The sequence below is a fragment of the Pseudomonas sp. GW821-FHT07G06 genome (assembly GCF_058986625.1).
Genome location: NZ_JBYSVW010000027.1, coordinates 28,814 through 44,957 on the forward strand (window position 1 = coordinate 28,814; position 16,144 = coordinate 44,957).

13 protein-coding genes and 1 pseudogene are annotated in these 16,144 nt (G+C 61.2%); 6 read left to right on the forward strand and 8 right to left on the reverse strand.

The genetic code is table 11. From position 1 onward, the window contains the following. Positions 1–126: 126 nt before the first annotated feature. The 3 genes from AC3WJW_RS28670 to pdxR form a co-directional block, all read right to left on the reverse strand. Entirely contained in the window at positions 127–537 is a 411-nt protein-coding gene (locus tag AC3WJW_RS28670; RefSeq protein ID WP_493728354.1) for a cupin domain-containing protein, read from the reverse strand. Between the two features lie 153 nt (positions 538–690). Beyond that, positions 691–984, reverse strand: a complete 294-nt coding sequence (locus tag AC3WJW_RS28675) for an antibiotic biosynthesis monooxygenase family protein (RefSeq protein WP_102698827.1) — start codon at positions 982–984, stop codon at positions 691–693. 123 nt (positions 985–1,107) lie between these two features. Further along, positions 1,108–2,541, reverse strand: coding sequence for a MocR-like pyridoxine biosynthesis transcription factor PdxR (gene pdxR / locus AC3WJW_RS28680; protein WP_493728355.1), 1,434 nt, complete (start codon positions 2,539–2,541; stop codon positions 1,108–1,110). Positions 2,542–2,745: 204 nt separating this feature from the next. Between pdxR and AC3WJW_RS28685 the strand changes: the two genes are divergently transcribed. From AC3WJW_RS28685 to AC3WJW_RS28700, 4 genes are all read left to right on the forward strand, one after another. Beyond that, positions 2,746–3,186 (forward strand): carboxymuconolactone decarboxylase family protein, encoded by a 441-nt coding sequence (locus AC3WJW_RS28685; protein WP_493728356.1) that lies wholly within the window; start codon positions 2,746–2,748, stop codon positions 3,184–3,186. A gap of 73 nt (positions 3,187–3,259) precedes the next feature. Next, positions 3,260–4,240, forward strand: coding sequence for a LysR substrate-binding domain-containing protein (locus tag AC3WJW_RS28690; protein ID WP_493728357.1), 981 nt, complete (start codon positions 3,260–3,262; stop codon positions 4,238–4,240). Between the two features lie 280 nt (positions 4,241–4,520). Then, positions 4,521–5,042 carry a GNAT family N-acetyltransferase gene (locus AC3WJW_RS28695; protein ID WP_493728358.1) on the forward strand — a complete coding sequence of 174 codons (522 nt, stop codon included), beginning with the start codon at positions 4,521–4,523 and terminating at the stop codon, positions 5,040–5,042. Between the two features lie 188 nt (positions 5,043–5,230). Continuing rightward, positions 5,231–5,725, forward strand: a complete 495-nt coding sequence (locus AC3WJW_RS28700; RefSeq protein ID WP_493728359.1) for a hypothetical protein — start codon at positions 5,231–5,233, stop codon at positions 5,723–5,725. A gap of 138 nt (positions 5,726–5,863) precedes the next feature. Here the strand turns inward: AC3WJW_RS28700 and AC3WJW_RS28705 are convergent, their stop codons facing one another. Beyond that, positions 5,864–6,085, reverse strand: a complete 222-nt coding sequence (locus tag AC3WJW_RS28705) for a cbb3-type cytochrome c oxidase subunit 3 (RefSeq protein WP_493728360.1) — start codon at positions 6,083–6,085, stop codon at positions 5,864–5,866. After that, positions 6,085–7,512, reverse strand: coding sequence for a cytochrome-c oxidase, cbb3-type subunit I (gene ccoN, locus AC3WJW_RS28710; protein WP_493728361.1), 1,428 nt, complete (start codon positions 7,510–7,512; stop codon positions 6,085–6,087). The genes AC3WJW_RS28705 and ccoN overlap by 1 nt, the downstream gene beginning before the upstream one ends. A gap of 332 nt (positions 7,513–7,844) precedes the next feature. Here ccoN and AC3WJW_RS28715 point away from each other — a divergent pair, with 332 nt between their 5' ends. Beyond that, complete coding sequence (locus tag AC3WJW_RS28715; protein WP_493728362.1) at positions 7,845–9,518, forward strand: nitrite/sulfite reductase; 1,674 nt, start codon at positions 7,845–7,847, stop codon at positions 9,516–9,518. Then, a pseudogene (locus tag AC3WJW_RS28720) lies at positions 9,515–9,991 on the forward strand (DUF934 domain-containing protein); the annotation flags it as partial. The gene AC3WJW_RS28715 and the pseudogene AC3WJW_RS28720, both read left to right, overlap by 4 nt. Positions 9,992–10,158: 167 nt before the next feature. Here the strand turns inward: AC3WJW_RS28720 and AC3WJW_RS28725 are convergent. The 3 genes from AC3WJW_RS28725 to AC3WJW_RS28735 all read right to left on the reverse strand — a co-directional run bounded on the left by AC3WJW_RS28725 (position 10,159) and on the right by AC3WJW_RS28735 (position 16,032). Beyond that, positions 10,159–10,659, reverse strand: coding sequence for a peptidase associated/transthyretin-like domain-containing protein (locus AC3WJW_RS28725; RefSeq protein WP_493728363.1), 501 nt, complete (start codon positions 10,657–10,659; stop codon positions 10,159–10,161). 311 nt (positions 10,660–10,970) lie between these two features. Next, on the reverse strand, positions 10,971–13,331 hold the full coding sequence (locus AC3WJW_RS28730) for a tetratricopeptide repeat protein (RefSeq protein ID WP_493728364.1): 2,361 nt from the start codon (positions 13,329–13,331) through the stop codon (positions 10,971–10,973). Positions 13,332–13,518: 187 nt separating this feature from the next. After that, the gene (locus AC3WJW_RS28735; protein WP_493728365.1) at positions 13,519–16,032 is read right to left on the reverse strand and encodes a spermidine synthase; all 2,514 of its coding nucleotides are present in this window, start codon (positions 16,030–16,032) and stop codon (positions 13,519–13,521) included. Between the last annotated feature and the right edge of the window lie 112 nt (positions 16,033–16,144).

Genomic DNA, 16,144 nt, shown 5'->3' on the forward strand with positions numbered 1-16,144 from the left:
TGTCCGCACTTGACCGGTGGCCAATAGTTTTGTTTGGTTTAACAGTCAGCGGTTAATTGCCTCGGGAAATAAAAAGGCCCGAATTTGCCATTCGAGCCTTTTTATTTATGGTTGAACGTACAGCCATCAGTTTTCCAATGGGATCAACACTTTCTCGTCCGGGGCCAATACCATGAACACCAACAGCTTCGCCGGTTTGGTTGTACTGGCGTTTTTCGAGACCAGGTGTTCCGAACCGGCGGGTTCGTACCAGTACTCACCGGCCTTGTAGGTGACCGCTTTTTCGCCTTTCACCTGAGACGTGATCGACCCCGAAAGCACGTAGGCCATGGCCGTGCCGTCGTGCTTGTGGGCGATGGACGATTGGCCTGGCTGGTAGTCAACCTCGATCATCAAAGCCTTTTTGCCCGGGGCATTTTTCAGCATCTGGTCCTGCAAAACGGTGACCTTTTCCGAAGGGTCATGGGCAAAGGCAGATGCGGACACAGTCAGGGCCAGGGCGGCGAGGGAGGCTGCACAGCAACGCAACATGTTCATGGTTCTTTACCTGCGGTGGTTAGTTGTTGCAAACCACAGTAGTGCGCAAGCGGTAGCGGTTAAACAGCCAATATTCCGGAAGGCGAGGGGACCAAAGCAAAGATCGCAGCCCATGTAGGAGCTGCCGCAGGCTGCGATCTCTTGATCTTGTATTCAGACGATCGGAAAACTGTTGAAGTCCACGGCATTGGCCAGTTGGCTGTCGATCAGGCCGATGAAACCCTGGACTTCGGGGCAGTTGAAATGCGATTTCATGGCCGCTTCCGATTGCCAGCGGGCACTGACGGTCCAGCGATTGGTGTCCTCTGGGCAGCGGTCGACCATATAGGATTCGCAGCCCGGTAGTTCACGCAGGGTTTCGACAATCTTTTGCAGTTGCTTACCCAGTTCATCCGAGCGGCCGGCGACGGCACGTACCTGTACGGTATTGATCACTTCATGGGACATTGCTCACACTCCTGAATCAGGCCGGACGAATCCTGCTCATTGAGGGTTAACGCCTATGCAGGATAGGCCTGACCCTGCGGACCGCCAATAGCCAATCGCCGGATAAAGCCGCAGGCCAATCCGTCAGGCCACCTGCTGCAAAATGTCGCGCACACGGTCCAGGGCGGTGTCGATGTCCAGGGTCTCGATGGCGCCAAAACCGAGGAAAAACCCGGCCTTGGGCGCTTGCTGATAGAAAAAGCTGTCAATGGCATAGAGCCCGACTTCGACTTTTTTCGCCAGTTCGATCACCAATGGAATATCCATGGGCACTTTGCACATCACCACCATGTGGAAGCCGGCGGTGGACGGCACCGCCTCCAGCCAGGGTGAGAGGTCGCCGGCCATGCGCGTCAGGATCCGCTCGCGGCGCCCGGCATAGATGGTATGGCAGCGGCGGATGTGCTTGAGCAGGCAGCCTTCGGCGATGAACTTGGCCAGCGCCCACTGCGGCAGGGTCGACGTGTGCAGGTCGGTGAGCTGTTTGGCGCGCACCACGGCCTCCAGGATCGCTGGCGGCAGGATCGCATAGCCAAGCCGCAATTCCGGCAACAGGGTTTTGGAAAAGGTCCCGACGTAAGCGACGATCCCCCGTTCGTCCATGCTTTGCAGGGAATCGGTGGGGCGACCTTCGTAGCGGAATTCGCTGTCGTAGTCGTCCTCGATGATGATCGCGCCCAACTCATGAGCCTTGGCCAGCAGTGCTTCCCGGCGCGCCTGGCTCATCGGTATGCCCAGCGGGAACTGGTGCGACGGGGTGACGTAGATCAGGCGCGTGCCGCGAGGAATCTGGTCCACAACAATGCCTTCGGCGTCCACCGGCACGCCGATCACCGTGGCGCCATGGGTGCCGAACAGCAGCCGCGCCGGCGGGTAGCCGGGGTCCTCCATGGCGACCAGGCTGCCCGGACTGATCAGCACCCGCGCTATCAGGTCCAGCGCCTGCTGCGCGCCGTTGCACACCACCACATCCTCATCCTGGCAATTGACCCCGCGGGAGAACGCGATGTGCCGTGCAATGGCGTTGCGCAGTGCAGGCAAACCCTCAGGCAAGCTGTACAAGCCCTTGGAGCCGGCAATCTGGCGCAGGGCGTGGGAGGTGCAGCGTCGCCAGTCATCCTGGGGAAACTGGCCCTTGCTGGTGGCGCCACCAATGAAGTCGTAGCGCAGCGAGCCTTCCAGGGTCGGATGACGCAGAAACACCGGCAGGTTGCGCCAGGACTCGATCACCTCGAAGCCGCCAAGCTCGGTGTAGTTCTGTTTACGCTGCACCTTCGACGAGCGCGCATTGACGTAAGTGCCTTTGCCGACCACCCCGGTGAGGAAGTTTTCGTAGGTCAACTGGGCGTAGGTATCGGAAATGGTCTTGCGCGAAATACCCAATTGTTCGGCCAGCAAACGGCTGGGCGGCAGTTGCGTCCCGGCGGCCAGGCGTCCGGACTCGATGGCGCTACGCAGTTGGTTATACAACTGGCCGGCCAGGTCCTTGCGGCCATTGATGACAACATGTAGTTCCATGCCGGCGAGACTCCGGGGCTGTTGAGGCGCGTGTGCGTCGCGCAAGATTACCCTTATCCGCTCGGTTGGCAGAAGTTGCGCAGTGGAAAAACCATCAATTGGTCTGCAGGCCTTGGTCCATGGGGAAATCGCGAAATTGGATCTGTCATGCTCCCGCGCCAGCGATTACCGTGAAATCAACTCAAGGCCGCACGAGAACGCTCCATGAAGCCCCGCCTGGATTACTACAGCGCGTCCCCCAAAGCGATGAAGGCCATGATCGCCATGGAGGCCCTGACCAGCAGCCTGAGCATCGAGCAGGACCTGCTGCACCTGGTCAAGATTCGCGCCTCGCAACTTAACGGCTGTGCCTTCTGCACCGACATGCACTCGGTGGATGCAAGGCGCCTCGGCGAAAGCGACCGCCGCCTGTATTCCATCGTGGTCTGGCGCGACAGCAACTTTTTCAATCCGCGGGAAAGAGCCGCGCTGGCCTGGACCGAAGCCGTCACCTTGCTCTCGCAAAGCCACGTCCCGGACGATGTTTACGCGCAGGCCAGGGAGCAGTTCAGTGAAAGCGAAATGGTCGACCTGACCATCGCCGTCACCACCATCAACAGCTGGAATCGCCTGGCCGTGAGCTTTCGCCAGACTCCCAGCGCCTGAGTCATTGTCACAGCAGGTTCATCATTGATCCGCAGGATGGAACTGTCAGTGTCATGTCGACAGGGAGTCCTCGATGTCAATCATGGAAACCAGCGCCCACCGGGGTGCTGCCGAGTATCGTGTAGCCATCGATAAAAATGCGTCCTGGCGCCAGTTGGCCGCGGGTATCGACCCCGAACTGGCGCTGTGTTTCACCGTCAGTGCCCGTTGCGGTTGTTTCATGCAAGCCGCCCGCAGCCTGAACATCAAGGCCACCCGCCTGCGCAGGCAACTGGCGCTGCTGGAAACACAACTGCGCTGCTCGCTGTTCAACCCGTCAGACAATGGTTTGAGCCTTAGCCGCGATGGTTTGCGCTTGCACGCACAATTGATCGCCCTGGCCCATGAGCGCGATTTGCCGGTGATCGAGCAGCCGTTGATTCGGCTGGCCGTGGCCGATTCGATCCTGCATGACATTCTCGGGCGTGACCTGGTGGCGCTGCTGCGGCGCAATGCCAGCGTGCGCCTGGACATCAAGACACTCGACAGCGAATTGTCCCTGCGAGCTGTCAGCGCCGACGTGGTGGTGTGGCTGGGCGAAACCGGATCGCCGTTGCCGGGGCCGAGCTTTGCCACCACCGAACCCCGGTCTCTGGCACAACTGGAGTACCTGCCGCACATTGCCAAGCGTTACTCACGGGTGGCTTCCAGGCCGGAATGTCTGGAGGAACTGGCTGATTTCCTCCTGGTGCAATGGCAGCAGGACTGCCAGGTTGAAAGCTTCCGGCCATGGAATGCACTGGTGGACCAGCGCCTGGCCGGAGCGGTGCAGTTGCAATCCTACGAACTGATGCTGGAGATGATTCGTTGCAGCGCCTGCGTCGGCCTGCTGCCGCACTACATGAGCCACTTCGACCGCGGCCTGGTGGCCTTGCCGGGCCTGTTCGAGCGGCCGATGCGGCGTCAGGTGTGGATGGCGGTCAACGCCGAGTCACAGGGTGAAGCACAGGTGCGGACGGTCGTCGAGTTGATCGAGAACACCTTCAGCGAGCGTCGGGAGTGGTTCGAAAGCTGAGTGCGATCAAAATGTGGGAGCGGGCTTGCTCGCGAAAGCGGTGACGAGCGGCAGGGGGAAGACAGTTGCTCCCACAGGGTTCGTGGCTATCCGCAAAATCCCCGAGCAACCAACAAAACTGTGGGAGCGGGCTTGCCCGCGATGAGGCCGGCACATTCAATTTCAATGTCGCCTGACAATCCGCCATCGCGGGCAAGCCCGCTCCCACATTGGTTCTCGCCACACTGGGCGGTAGCGTTATAGAGTGAACGGCCATGTCTGCTTCAAGGATGATTCACCCATGCCGACCACCGAACCCGTTATCACGTTCGAGCGCTTCAACGAATCCCATATCGAAGGGATTACGGCGCTGTACAACGATCCCGCCATCGCCCGGCAGACCCTGCAAATGCCGTTTCAGTCCACCGAGCTCTGGCGCAGTCGTCTGGCGCCGGATAACGAACGCCTGGTGAAGGTCGTGGCCCTGCATCAAGGCACGGTCATTGGCAACATTGGCCTGGAACAGTTCTCGCGCATTCGTCGCAGTCATGCCGGCAGTTTCGGCATGGGCGTTGCGGTCGAGTGGCAGGGCAAGGGCGTGGGTTCGAAGCTGCTCGCGACGGCGCTGGATATCGCCGACAACTGGATGAACCTGCAGCGCGTCGAGCTTTCGGTGTTTGCCGATAACGAAGCGGCCATTGCCCTGTACCGCAAGTTCGGCTTCGAAACCGAGGGCCTGTTTCGTGATTACGCCGTTCGCGACGGCGTCCTGGTGGACACCTTGAGCATGGCGCGCCTGCGTCGCCCGTCCAGGGCCGGCTGAGTCATTCGCCCAGGGCGCACGCCACCGCAGCTTGCGCATGCTGTGCTCCGTTTGTCAGGTGAAGTGCGCACCTGCAGTGCCCGCGTTTGCGCGACGGTGCAAACTGTCGTCAGGTTTAGTCGTACGCAGCGTGCGGGCATCTGCCATGCTCCAGGTCCGCAACACCGGTCTATTCAGGGAACACCGCTATGGACGATGTACAGCAACTGGGCGAAATGCTTCGCCACTACGCCGAAAGCGAAGCGCACAAAAAACAAGTGTTCGAGTCGCAATCGGCCGAGTGGGCGAAGCGCATTGGTGCGCTGTTCGATGAGATCCAGCAGTGGCTCGAACCGGTCAAGGCACCTGACCTGCTTGAAGTGAACCGCGACGTGTATGTCGCGTCGGGGCCGAGTGTTCCGGTGGAAACCTCTCCCTTCAAGACTGAAAAGCTGAGCATCCTGATCGCGGGCAAACCGGTGGAGTTCGTGCCGGAGGTGATGGGCGTCGGCGGGCAGATTTCCGTGGCGGTGATGGGCTTTACGGCAGCACGTTATGGCAGCGTGTCACTGGTGTGTCTGCCGCCATCCACTGGCTGGCAGTGGCGCAAGACCAATGGCTTGAAAGACCCGGACACCTTTGAGTTCGATGCAAACTTCCTGGCGCAGCAGCTACAGGTTTTGATCCCCCGGGATCGTGGCTGAGGGGGTTCCGGTTTTGTGAACAAGAAAAATCTCATGTGGGAGCGGGCTTGCTCGCGAAGGCGGATCGACATTCACATCAATGTCGACTGACAGGCCCCCTTCGCGAGCAAGCCCGCTCCCACAGTGATCGGTGTCGCATCAGATATCGGTGTTTCCCCAGCCTGGCTTCGCCTCTTCGGGCGCCACTGCATTGATGGTCTTCCCGGTAGCCGCCTCTACCCGCCGAGCCACCTCAGGGTCGTCGGCAAACGGGATCAGGCTCGCATCGTCCAGGCTCTCGGCGGTCTGGTGGCGCAGACAATACTCGATGGCGAACCACAAAAATGCCACCCCCGCCATGTTCAACATGACTTCAATCATCAGGCCAACTGCGCCTCGCGTTCGGCCATCGCCACGTCCGCAACCCGCACCGTGCGCCACACGTTGTAGGCCATCAGCAGCATGCCGCTGAGGAAGAACACCCCGCCGGCAAAGCGCACAACGAATCCCGGATGGCTGGCCTGCAAGGCTTCGACGAAGGAGTAGGTCAGCGTGCCGTCATCGTTGATCGCACGCCACATCAGGCCCTGGGTGATGCCGTTGACCCACATCGAGGCGATGTACAGCACGGTGCCGATGGTCGCCAGCCAGAAGTGCAGGTTGATCAGCGGCGTGCTGTGCATCCGATCGCGTCCGAATACCTTCGGCACCATGTGATAGGTCGCGCCGAAGGTAATCATCGCCACCCAGCCGAGCGCCCCGGCGTGCACGTGGCCGATGGTCCAGTCGGTGTAGTGGGAGAGGGCGTTGACCGTCTTGATCGCCATCATTGGCCCTTCGAAGGTCGACATGCCGTAGAACGCCAGGGACAGCACGAGAAAGCGCAGGATCGGATCGGTGCGCAGCTTATGCCAGGCGCCCGACAGGGTCATCATGCCGTTGATCATCCCGCCCCAGCTCGGCGCCAGCAGGATCAGCGACATGGCCATGCCCAGCGACTGCGCCCAGTCCGGTAGCGCGGTGTAGTGCAAGTGGTGCGGGCCGGCCCAGATGTACAGGGTAATCAGCGCCCAGAAGTGCACGATCGACAGGCGATAGGAATACACCGGCCGGCCTACCTGTTTCGGCACGAAGTAGTACATCATCCCCAGGAAACCGGTGGTGAGGAAAAAACCCACGGCATTGTGTCCGTACCACCACTGGACCATGGCGTCGGTGGCCCCGGAGTACACCGGGTAGGACTTGAACCAGTCGACTGGAATCGACAAGTGATTGACCACGTGCAGCATGGCGATGACCACGATGAACGCACCGAAGAACCAGTTACCGACGTAGATGTGCCTGGTCTTGCGTTGCACCAGGGTAGTGAAGAACACCACGGCGTATGCAATCCAGACCACGGTCATCCACACCGCGCCGGTGAATTCGATTTCGGCGTATTCCTTGGTGGTGGTGTAGCCCAGCGGCAGGCTGATCAGCATCACCACGATCACCGATTGCCAGCCCCAGAAGGTAAATGCGGCAAGCTTGTCGGAAAATAGCCGCACCTGACAGGTGCGCTGTACCGCGTAGTAACTGGCGGCAAATTGCGCGCTGCCGGCAAAACCGAAAATCACCAGGCTGGTGTGCAACGGGCGCAAGCGGCCGAAGGTGGTCCAGGGCAGGTCCAGGTTCATCTGCGGCCACACCAGTTGCGAGGCGATCCACACGCCCATCGCCATCCCCACGACGCCCCAGAAGACGGTTGCCACCACGAACTGGCGCACGACCTTGTAGTTATAGGCCTGACTGATAGTAGTTGTGCTCATGCTCAATGCTTCCACGGTTGCAATGCCGTGCACTGTAGAAACCCCGATGGAAACAAAACAGACTCAGGAATATTTCATTTGTGCGGATCAGATCTGAGTGCCGCCTGCGGCCATCTGCCGCGCTCTGATACGGTTTTTATGCACTCAGGTGAATCTGTAATGCGCTGAGCCGCAAGTCCATAGTCAACCCCACACAACAACCGCATACCCACCGACCTGTAGGAGCTGCCGAAGGCTGCGATCTTTTGACTTTGATTTTTTAAGATCAAAAGATCGCAGCCTTCGGCAGCTCCTACACAGGGGAATGCGGTGAATCCTGATGAGGTAGCCACATGTATCAGTACGATGATTACGACCGGGCGCTGGTGTTCGAACGGGTTGCGCAGTTTCGCGATCAGGTCGAGCGTTTCATGGCCGGGGAACTGAGCGAAGAAGAGTTCCTGCCATTGCGCCTGCAGAACGGGCTGTACCTGCAAAAGCACGCCTACATGCTGCGGGTGGCGATTCCCTACGGCACCCTGAGCGCCCGGCAGATGCGTACGTTGGCGAGCATCGCCCGGGATTACGATCGCGGCTACGGCCATTTCACCACCCGGCAGAACATGCAGTTCAACTGGATCGAACTGGCCCAGGTGCCGGACATCCTAGAACGCCTGGCCGAGGTGGAAATGCATGCGATCCAGACCTCCGGCAATTGCGTGCGCAACATCACCACCGAAGCCTTTGCCGGGGTGGCGGCCGACGAAATGATCGACCCGCGACCGCTGGCGGAAATTCTGCGGCAGTGGTCGACCATCAACCCGGAGTTCCTGTTCCTGCCGCGCAAGTTCAAGATCGCCATCTGCTCGGCCGAGCAGGACCGCGCGGCGATCATGATGCATGACATCGGCCTTTATCTTTACCCAGGCTCCGACGGGCACATGCTCCTGCGAGTCATGGTCGGCGGCGGCCTGGGGCGCACGCCGATCCTCGGCTTGCAGATCCGCGAAGGCCTGCCGTGGCAGCACCTGCTGTCTTACGTAGAGGCGGTGCTGCGGGTGTATAACCGCCATGGCCGGCGGGACAACAAGTACAAGGCGCGAATCAAGATTCTGGTCAAGGCCCTGGGCATCGAGGCCTTCGCCCGGGAAGTGGAACAAGAGTGGCAGTACCTCAAGGACGGCCCGGCGCAACTGACCCTCGACGAGTTCGAGCGTGTGGCCAGTGCGTTCGTCGCACCGCCTTATCGTAAACTGTCCGACACCCATCTCGATTTCGGCACGCACCTGGCCGAAAACCCGACGTTCGCCCGTTGGGTGCAGCGTAACGTGCAGCCGCACAAAGTATCGGGCTATGCCAGCGTGGTGTTGTCGACCAAGCCCGGGAGCGCTGCGCCACCGGGCGATGTCACTGCCGAACAGATGGAGGCGGTGGCCGAGTGGTCCGAACGCTTCGGCTTCGGTGAAATCCGCATTGCCCATGAGCAGAATATCGTCCTTCCGGACGTGTCCAAGGCCGATCTGTTCACCCTGTGGCGCCTGGCCTGCGGACACAGTCTGGGCAGCGCCAACGCCGGATTGCTCACCGACATCATCGCCTGCCCCGGTGGCGACTTCTGCGCGCTGGCCAACGCCAAGTCGATCCCCATCGCCAAGGCCATTGCCGCCCGCTTCGAAGACCTCGACTACCTGCACGACCTGGGCGACATCAGCCTCAATATCTCCGGCTGCATGAATGCCTGCGGTCATCACCACATCGGCAACATCGGCATTCTGGGAGTCGATAAGAACGGCGCCGAGTGGTACCAGATCACCCTGGGTGGCGCCCAGGGCAAGAACAGTGCGCTAGGCAAGGTCATGGGCCCGTCCTTCAGCGCCGCGCAAGTGCCCGGGGTGATCGAGCGCATTGTCGACACCTTCGTGCGCTATCGCGAGAGCGAAGAACTGTTCGTCGACGCCTTCCAGCGGATCGGGCTGGAGCCGTTCAAGGAGTCTGTCTACGGGAAAGTGCTGGAGGTGTCGGCATGAATAATCTGTTGCGGCTGGAAGAGGGTGTGGCGCGGATTGCCGCGGATGATCCGTGGACGCTCGTGCGCGACCCGCAAGCACCGCTGCCCGTGGGTGCCGCGATTCTGCCGCTGAGCCAGTGGCTGGAAAACCCGTCGCAAAACGGCGTGTGGCTGGGGCCGGACGATGAAGTGGAACGCCTGCAGCCATGGTTTGCCCAACTGCCCTTGATCGCCCTGGATTTTCCGAGCTTTCGTGATGGCCGCGGGTACAGCCAGGCGTATCTGCTGCGCACGCGATTGGGCTGGGCCGGCGAGTTGCGCGCCATCGGCGATGTCTTGCGCGATCAACTCAGCCACATGCGCCAATGCGGTTTTGACAGCTTTGCCGTGCGTGAAGACAAATCCGCGGAAGATGCGTTGAAGGGATTGGCGGGGATGAGCGTGTTGTACGGGCGCTCCGTGATTGAGCCGCGGCCGTTGTTCAGGCGCCGTGTAGGAGCGAGCTTGCTCGCGATGGACGTCAACGAAAACGCGAATATTCTGGATAAACGCGTCGCCTGTCACACCATCGCGAGCAAGCTCGCTCCTGCAAATACGGTTTCGACGGCTTTGCCGTGCAAAAGGGCGCATCCCGAACGGCGGAATGCTCCCGGGTGATGTCAGTTGATGCGAACCAGCGAAGCGCGCTCGCCTGGCGACAGCTGGTCGATTTCCAGCAGTGTCAGGTTTTTTGCTGCTTCGCTGGCCAACGGACTGCCGAGGTTACCCGCGGCGTCTTCGGGAAGTTTGTACATTGCGCCGGTCAGTGGATCGACTACCAGCATGCCGATCAACCCGCCAATCAGGATGTTGCCCCAGTACCAGCCGCTCATGCTGGTATCCAGAGTGGTACTGGCATCGGCATAGCCGTCTTTCTTGAAGGTGATGGTGTAGGCCTCACCCTTGAAGTAGCCACGACCGGAAGGCAGTGTCACGGTGTTGGGCGTGGAGCCGTTATGTACGACGACACCGGCTTTGTTGGTAATGGTGAAGTTGGCGCCGCTAGGCGTGCTCGATACGTTCACCGGGTATTTGCTGTCACCGACGATGCTTGCACAGCCTGAAGTCAGGAGTGCTGTAGTCAGGGCTGTAACGGTGAACAGCTTGCGGAGAGCTTCCATGGTTGATCCTTGCGACCGGTCATTGCCGTCATTGGCCGAGGCTTGCTTCATGTCGCCTCGAAATGTAATGGGGGAGAGGTTTTTCAAGCGCCGCGAACCTTATCACTAGTGGCCTAGTGATATCATCAAAAATCTAAGGGATTCGCGTTGTTTGCTGACCGATACAGGGCAAACGGGGAAGGGACATACCCGGGATGGGCGTAACTCGCACGGTCGCTCCCCCAGGGTTAGTGTCGTACACGGATTCTGTCGACGACGTTAACCCCGTAGGAGCAGGATTGCCCGTAAACGGGCGTCCGGTTCAGCCCGGATCATTTCAACGCCGGGTCCCCCATGTTCATCTTCTTCCAGCCCTGCAACAGCACCTGGGCCTTGGGCTCCTGGCCGTTGGCCAGGTAGTACTGGATCAGCGACAAGCGGGCATTGCGGTTGGCCGGCTGCTCTTTCAACAGCCGTTCCAGTTCGGCGCAGGCTTCGTCAATTTTGCCGCTGTCATGCAGGGCCACTGCCAGTACGTAGCCGAATTGCCCACTCTGCGGTTCCAGTTTCGCCGCCTGGCGCAGGTACGGCATGGCTTGAGCTGCCTGGCCGGCACGAATCAGCGCCAGGCCCTGGGTGTATTGCAGCAGGCCCGAGTCAGGATGGTCCTTGAGGCTTTGCGCCAGCAGGGCATGACCTTCCTGGCTGCGACCGTTGGCCTCCAGCCATTGCACCAGGGTGACCAGCGCCGGATAGAAGTCCGGATCGCGCTGCAGGGCCGTGCGCAGGAATCCTTCGACTTCTGCGTTGCGACCGCTGGCCTGATAGAGCATCGCCAGGTTGAGGTTCGCTTCGGCGCGTTCGAGCAGGTTTTTCTGCACCGCCTCGTATTCGGCGATGGCGGCATTCCAGCTGTCCTGAGCCGTGCCCAGGCCGGTGTGCGCGACACTGAGCAGATCACGGGCGGCGGCGATGCGCACGGCTCTCACAGGGTCACTCAACAAGGGTGTCAGCAGTGGCGCGCGTTCCGCTGGCGACAGGAATGCGCTGAGTGCGCGGATGGCGCTTTCACGGACTTGCGGTGCCGGGTTGTTGAGGTCCCTGGTGGCCAGTTTCAACGCTTGTTCGCTCGGATACTGCGCCAATTCGCCAAGCAGCGTCGCGCGCTGGATCGCCGGCAGGTTGCTGCGTTGCAGTTGCTCGATCAAGGCCTGCGCGGCACCGGCCTGACCGTTGCGAATCAGCCACAGGCTTTCGTCGTAGCGAGGGGCTTGTACCGCGCTGGCGTTGGCGGTGTTCCACAGCTTGAACTGCTCGGTGACCTTGTCGCCGGCCTTGCCCTGGTGGCAGGTCAGGCAGGCATCAGGCGTACCGAGTTTCTTTGCCCGCTCAGGGTTGGGGATGCTGAAGCTGTGGTCATGCCGGAAATCATTGCCCATGTAGAACTTGCCGGGCATGTGGCAATCCACGCACTGCGAACCCGGTTGGCCCATGGTGTGGCGGGTGTGTTCGACGGAGTCGTAGTTTTTCGCTTGCAGGCCCTTGCCGTCGACACCTTCCACGGTGGTTTTGCCGGCGGTGTTGTGGCATTGCAGGCAGACACCGTTGCCTGGCGCTTTCAATTGAGTGCTGTGCGGGTTGTGGCAGTTGCTGCAGCGCACGCCCTTGTCGAACATTTTGCTCTGGGCAAAGGAGCCGTGTTCGAACACTTCGTCCTTGATCTTGCCGTCCAGCGCGTACAGCTCGCGGGTCAGGACGCTCGGCAGGTAGTCGTCCATCAGCCGCTTGCCGACCGTGTAGCCGTCATCCAGAGGCGCGCGACGCGAGTGGCAGCGGGCGCAGGTTTCGAGTTCGACGGTGGCGTTCTTGTCCTTGAGGTCGACGGCAAAGCCGGCATGGATCAGGTCGGTCTTCTTCGCCGTCCATTCCAGGTGATTGGATGCGGGGCCATGACAGGCCTGACAGCCGACACCCAGGCTGTTCCAGTGGCTGTCGAAGGTGTTTTTTGCCGCATCGAAATTGCGCTTGAAACCGGTGGTGTGGCATTCGACGCACATGAAGTTGGCGTTCTGGCTCGGTTTGCTCCAGTGCAGCGGGTTCTTGAAGTTCACCCCCTGGCCCGGGTAGAGGTGAAACCAGCGGTGCTTTTCGGTATCCCAGGCAATGCCAAGGGCCTGCAACCGGCCTTCGCCGACTTCGATCAGGTACTGCTGCAAGGGAGCGATGCCAAAGGCGTAGGCCACCTTGAAATCGGTATTCCTGCCATCGATGCCCGGCGTGTTGACCCAGAATTCGTCGCCTTTGCGCGAGAACACCGTGGTCTCCTTTTCGGCCTTGAAGGTGACGTTGTTGAAGTCGCCGAGCATCGTGTCGGCGTTGGCTTGCTGCATCGCCAACTGGTGGTGGGAGCCTTGCCAGTCCTTGACCTGCTCGCCGTGGCAGCCCTGGCATTGCTGCTCGTCGACCATTTTTGCGGGCGCGATGGCGACGGGTTGCGGTTGGGTCGGTTGAACAGCAGGGGGGCTGACGGTGACCGGCTTGGGCAGCGTCGGTGTGCTGCTCAGCAAAAACCAGCCAATACCCGCCACCGTCAGCAACAGGATGCCGATGGTGACGGGGAACAGATAACGGTTGATCAGGGTCGGTTGCGAATCAGGGTTTGGCTGTGCAGCTTTGTTTTTATATGTCGGCATTACGACTTCCATGGTCCAGGTGCGATTGCCGTCAGGCGCGCGTTGAAGCTTGATGCAGCTTTGCCGGATGGTCGGCGTCTGTCAAATAACGGATGCGGTGAAGCTGATGGCCCCTTCGCGAGCAGGCTCGCTCCCACAGGAGAACGCATCCCCATGTGGGAGCGAGCCTGCTCGCGAAGGCGGCCAATCACTCCCCGACAAACCACCGGTAATACGGATTCCCGGAATCCCCGCGCATCACCTCGCGCATATCCCTGGCCCAGCCCTCACGGTCACCCTCATAGGCATGCAGGCTGGCCCGGTAGAACTGCATCAGGCGTTGTTGCTGGGTGTTCATGCGCTCGATGAACCCGCCATCGGCGTTCAGCAGTGCGGGCGGCTGGTGCAAGTCGAGCAGGGCCGGCAGTACGCGTGTGATCTCCCTGGCGCGCACCCATGGCGCGTATTCGATGCGCGGCTGATCGTCCGTCACCGGTTGCGCTTGACCAGCGAAGCGTTCCAGCCCCGCACGGTCAGTCACCCAGGTGGCGAGCAATGCCGCGGCCGAACCGATGCCGACATCCTGCAAAGTGCTGCGAACGCTGTCCTGCTGGAAGCGTGCGTTGATCTTCGCCGCATCCAGCTCAATCGGTTCCATGGAACCCACCAGCAGCATCTCGTGGAACTCGCTGGTCCACAGGGTCGCGTAGGGGAATACGTCGAGGAAGCTGCGTACCAGTGAGCGCGAGTCGTCGATGTTCTGCGTCGGCAGCGGCAGCCATTGGGCGACCAGGCCCTGTTTCTGCAAACGGCTGGCGGCCAGTTGGTAGAAGTCCCGGGAATACAGGTTGACCACGCCGGCAGCGGAGGGCGGTGGCGGTTCAAGGGTGATCAGGTCGTAGCGTTGCGGATTGCGCAACAGTTCCTGGCGACCGTCGCGCAAGCGCACGTCGACACCCGGATCGGTCGCGGCATTGAAATTGCCCTTGAACAAGGGGGCCGCCTTGACCACCGAGGGCAGCAGTTCGGCGACCACGCGATGTTCCAGGGCGGGGTAGCGGGTCAGGGCGCCGGCGGTGATGCCGGTGCCGAAGCCGATCACCAGCGCCGAACGCGGTTCAGCGTTGTGGATCAGCAAGGGCAGCAGCGCCTGAATCCGCATGTAGCGCAACGACGGCATGGCGTCGCCGGTATTGGACACGCCCTGGATGTACAAGCGCTGGAACGCCCGTTCGCCCTTGCCCTGGGTGACCACGGCGACGGTCCCGCCACGGCCTTCTTCGTAGAACGTCAGCGTGCCATTGCGTGCGCCCGGCAGCAGGCTGGCAAGCTTGTTGACCGGCGTGAACACAGCCAGTGCCAGGGACACCAGGCCAATGGCAACCACCGCCTGGCGCCGGCCTTTCTTCACGCCATGGCCCTTGCGCACGGCGAGGTACGCGATACCGGCGGCGATCATTGCCAGCAGCCCCAGGGTCCGTACCAGGCCCAGCATCGGGATCAGGACAAAGCCGCAGAGCATCACGCCGATGATCCCGCCAAGGGTATTGAACGCGACGACTTCGCCGACGTTGCGCCCCACCTGTGCGCCGCCGACGCTCAAGCGCAGGGCCAACGGGAACGCCGCGCCCAGCAACAGGGTCGGTACAAATACAATGCTCAAGGCAGCCACCGCAAACCGCGTGCTCATGCCCGCCAGTTCACTGCCGCCCCATGACAATACCCAGGATTCGGCCAGGGTCTGGGCGAGCACCAGCCAGCGTCCGAGCAACGCCACTTCCAGCAAGGCAATCGCCCCGGCTGCGGCAATCAGCAAACCGAACACTCCCCAGGGATCGCGCAGGCGATCGACCCGACGGGCCAGCAGCATGCTGCCCAGGAACAATCCGGTGAGATAAGTCGCCAGCACCACGGCAAAGGCGTAGGTACGGGTGCTCATGAATTGCACGATCGATTGCGACCACACCACTTCGTAGCCCAGCGCTACGCCACCGGCAATGGAGTACAGCCACAGGGCCAGGCGATCGGGGGCTTTTTCAACGTGATGTCTGGCCGCAGCATCGACGTGGGCCACGCGCCGGCGCTGGAACCACAGGGCCCCTGCGGCGGCCAGCAGGTTAAGCATGGCGGCGGCCAGCGCGCTGCCGCGCACGCCGAGGGTGGCAATCAGCACGAACGCGGCGAGCAGGGTGCCGGCGATGGCACCGGCGGTGTTCGCCGCATACAGTTGCCCGCCGGCCTTGCCCAGGTGTTGCGGGTCAGTGGCCAGGGAGCGAACCAGCACCGGCAGGGTGCCGCCCATCAACAGCGCGGGAATACCCACCAGCGCGAACGGCAGCACCCAGGCCAGCAAACCCACGTGCGCTTCCAGCCAGGCAAACGGGCTGGCCGCCAGGCTCATGGCAAAGGTCGCAGCGACACCGAGCACGGCCACCAGCACTTCCAGCACCGCGTAGAGCACAACCGGTTGCTGCATCCGGTCCGCCCAACGGCCGAACAGCAAGCCGCCCAAGGCCAGCCCGGCAAAAAATGCGCTGATCCCGGTGGTGATGGCATAGACCTCGACGCCTACGACCAACGACAGCTGCTTGATCCACAGCACCTGATACACCAGCGCCGCTGCGCCGGAGACAAACAGCAGTAGGGCAGGGATCAACAGCGCCGGGGAGGCGACTTGCGGGGCAGGTATGGCCGACGACTTGCTGGCGACACGTGAGGTCATGGATCTGTTGCCTTGTGCGAATTTTTGAATCGATTACAAACCGCGTAGGAGCTGCCGCAGGCTGCGATCTTTTGATCTTGCTCTTCAAAATCAAGATCAAAAGATCGCAGCC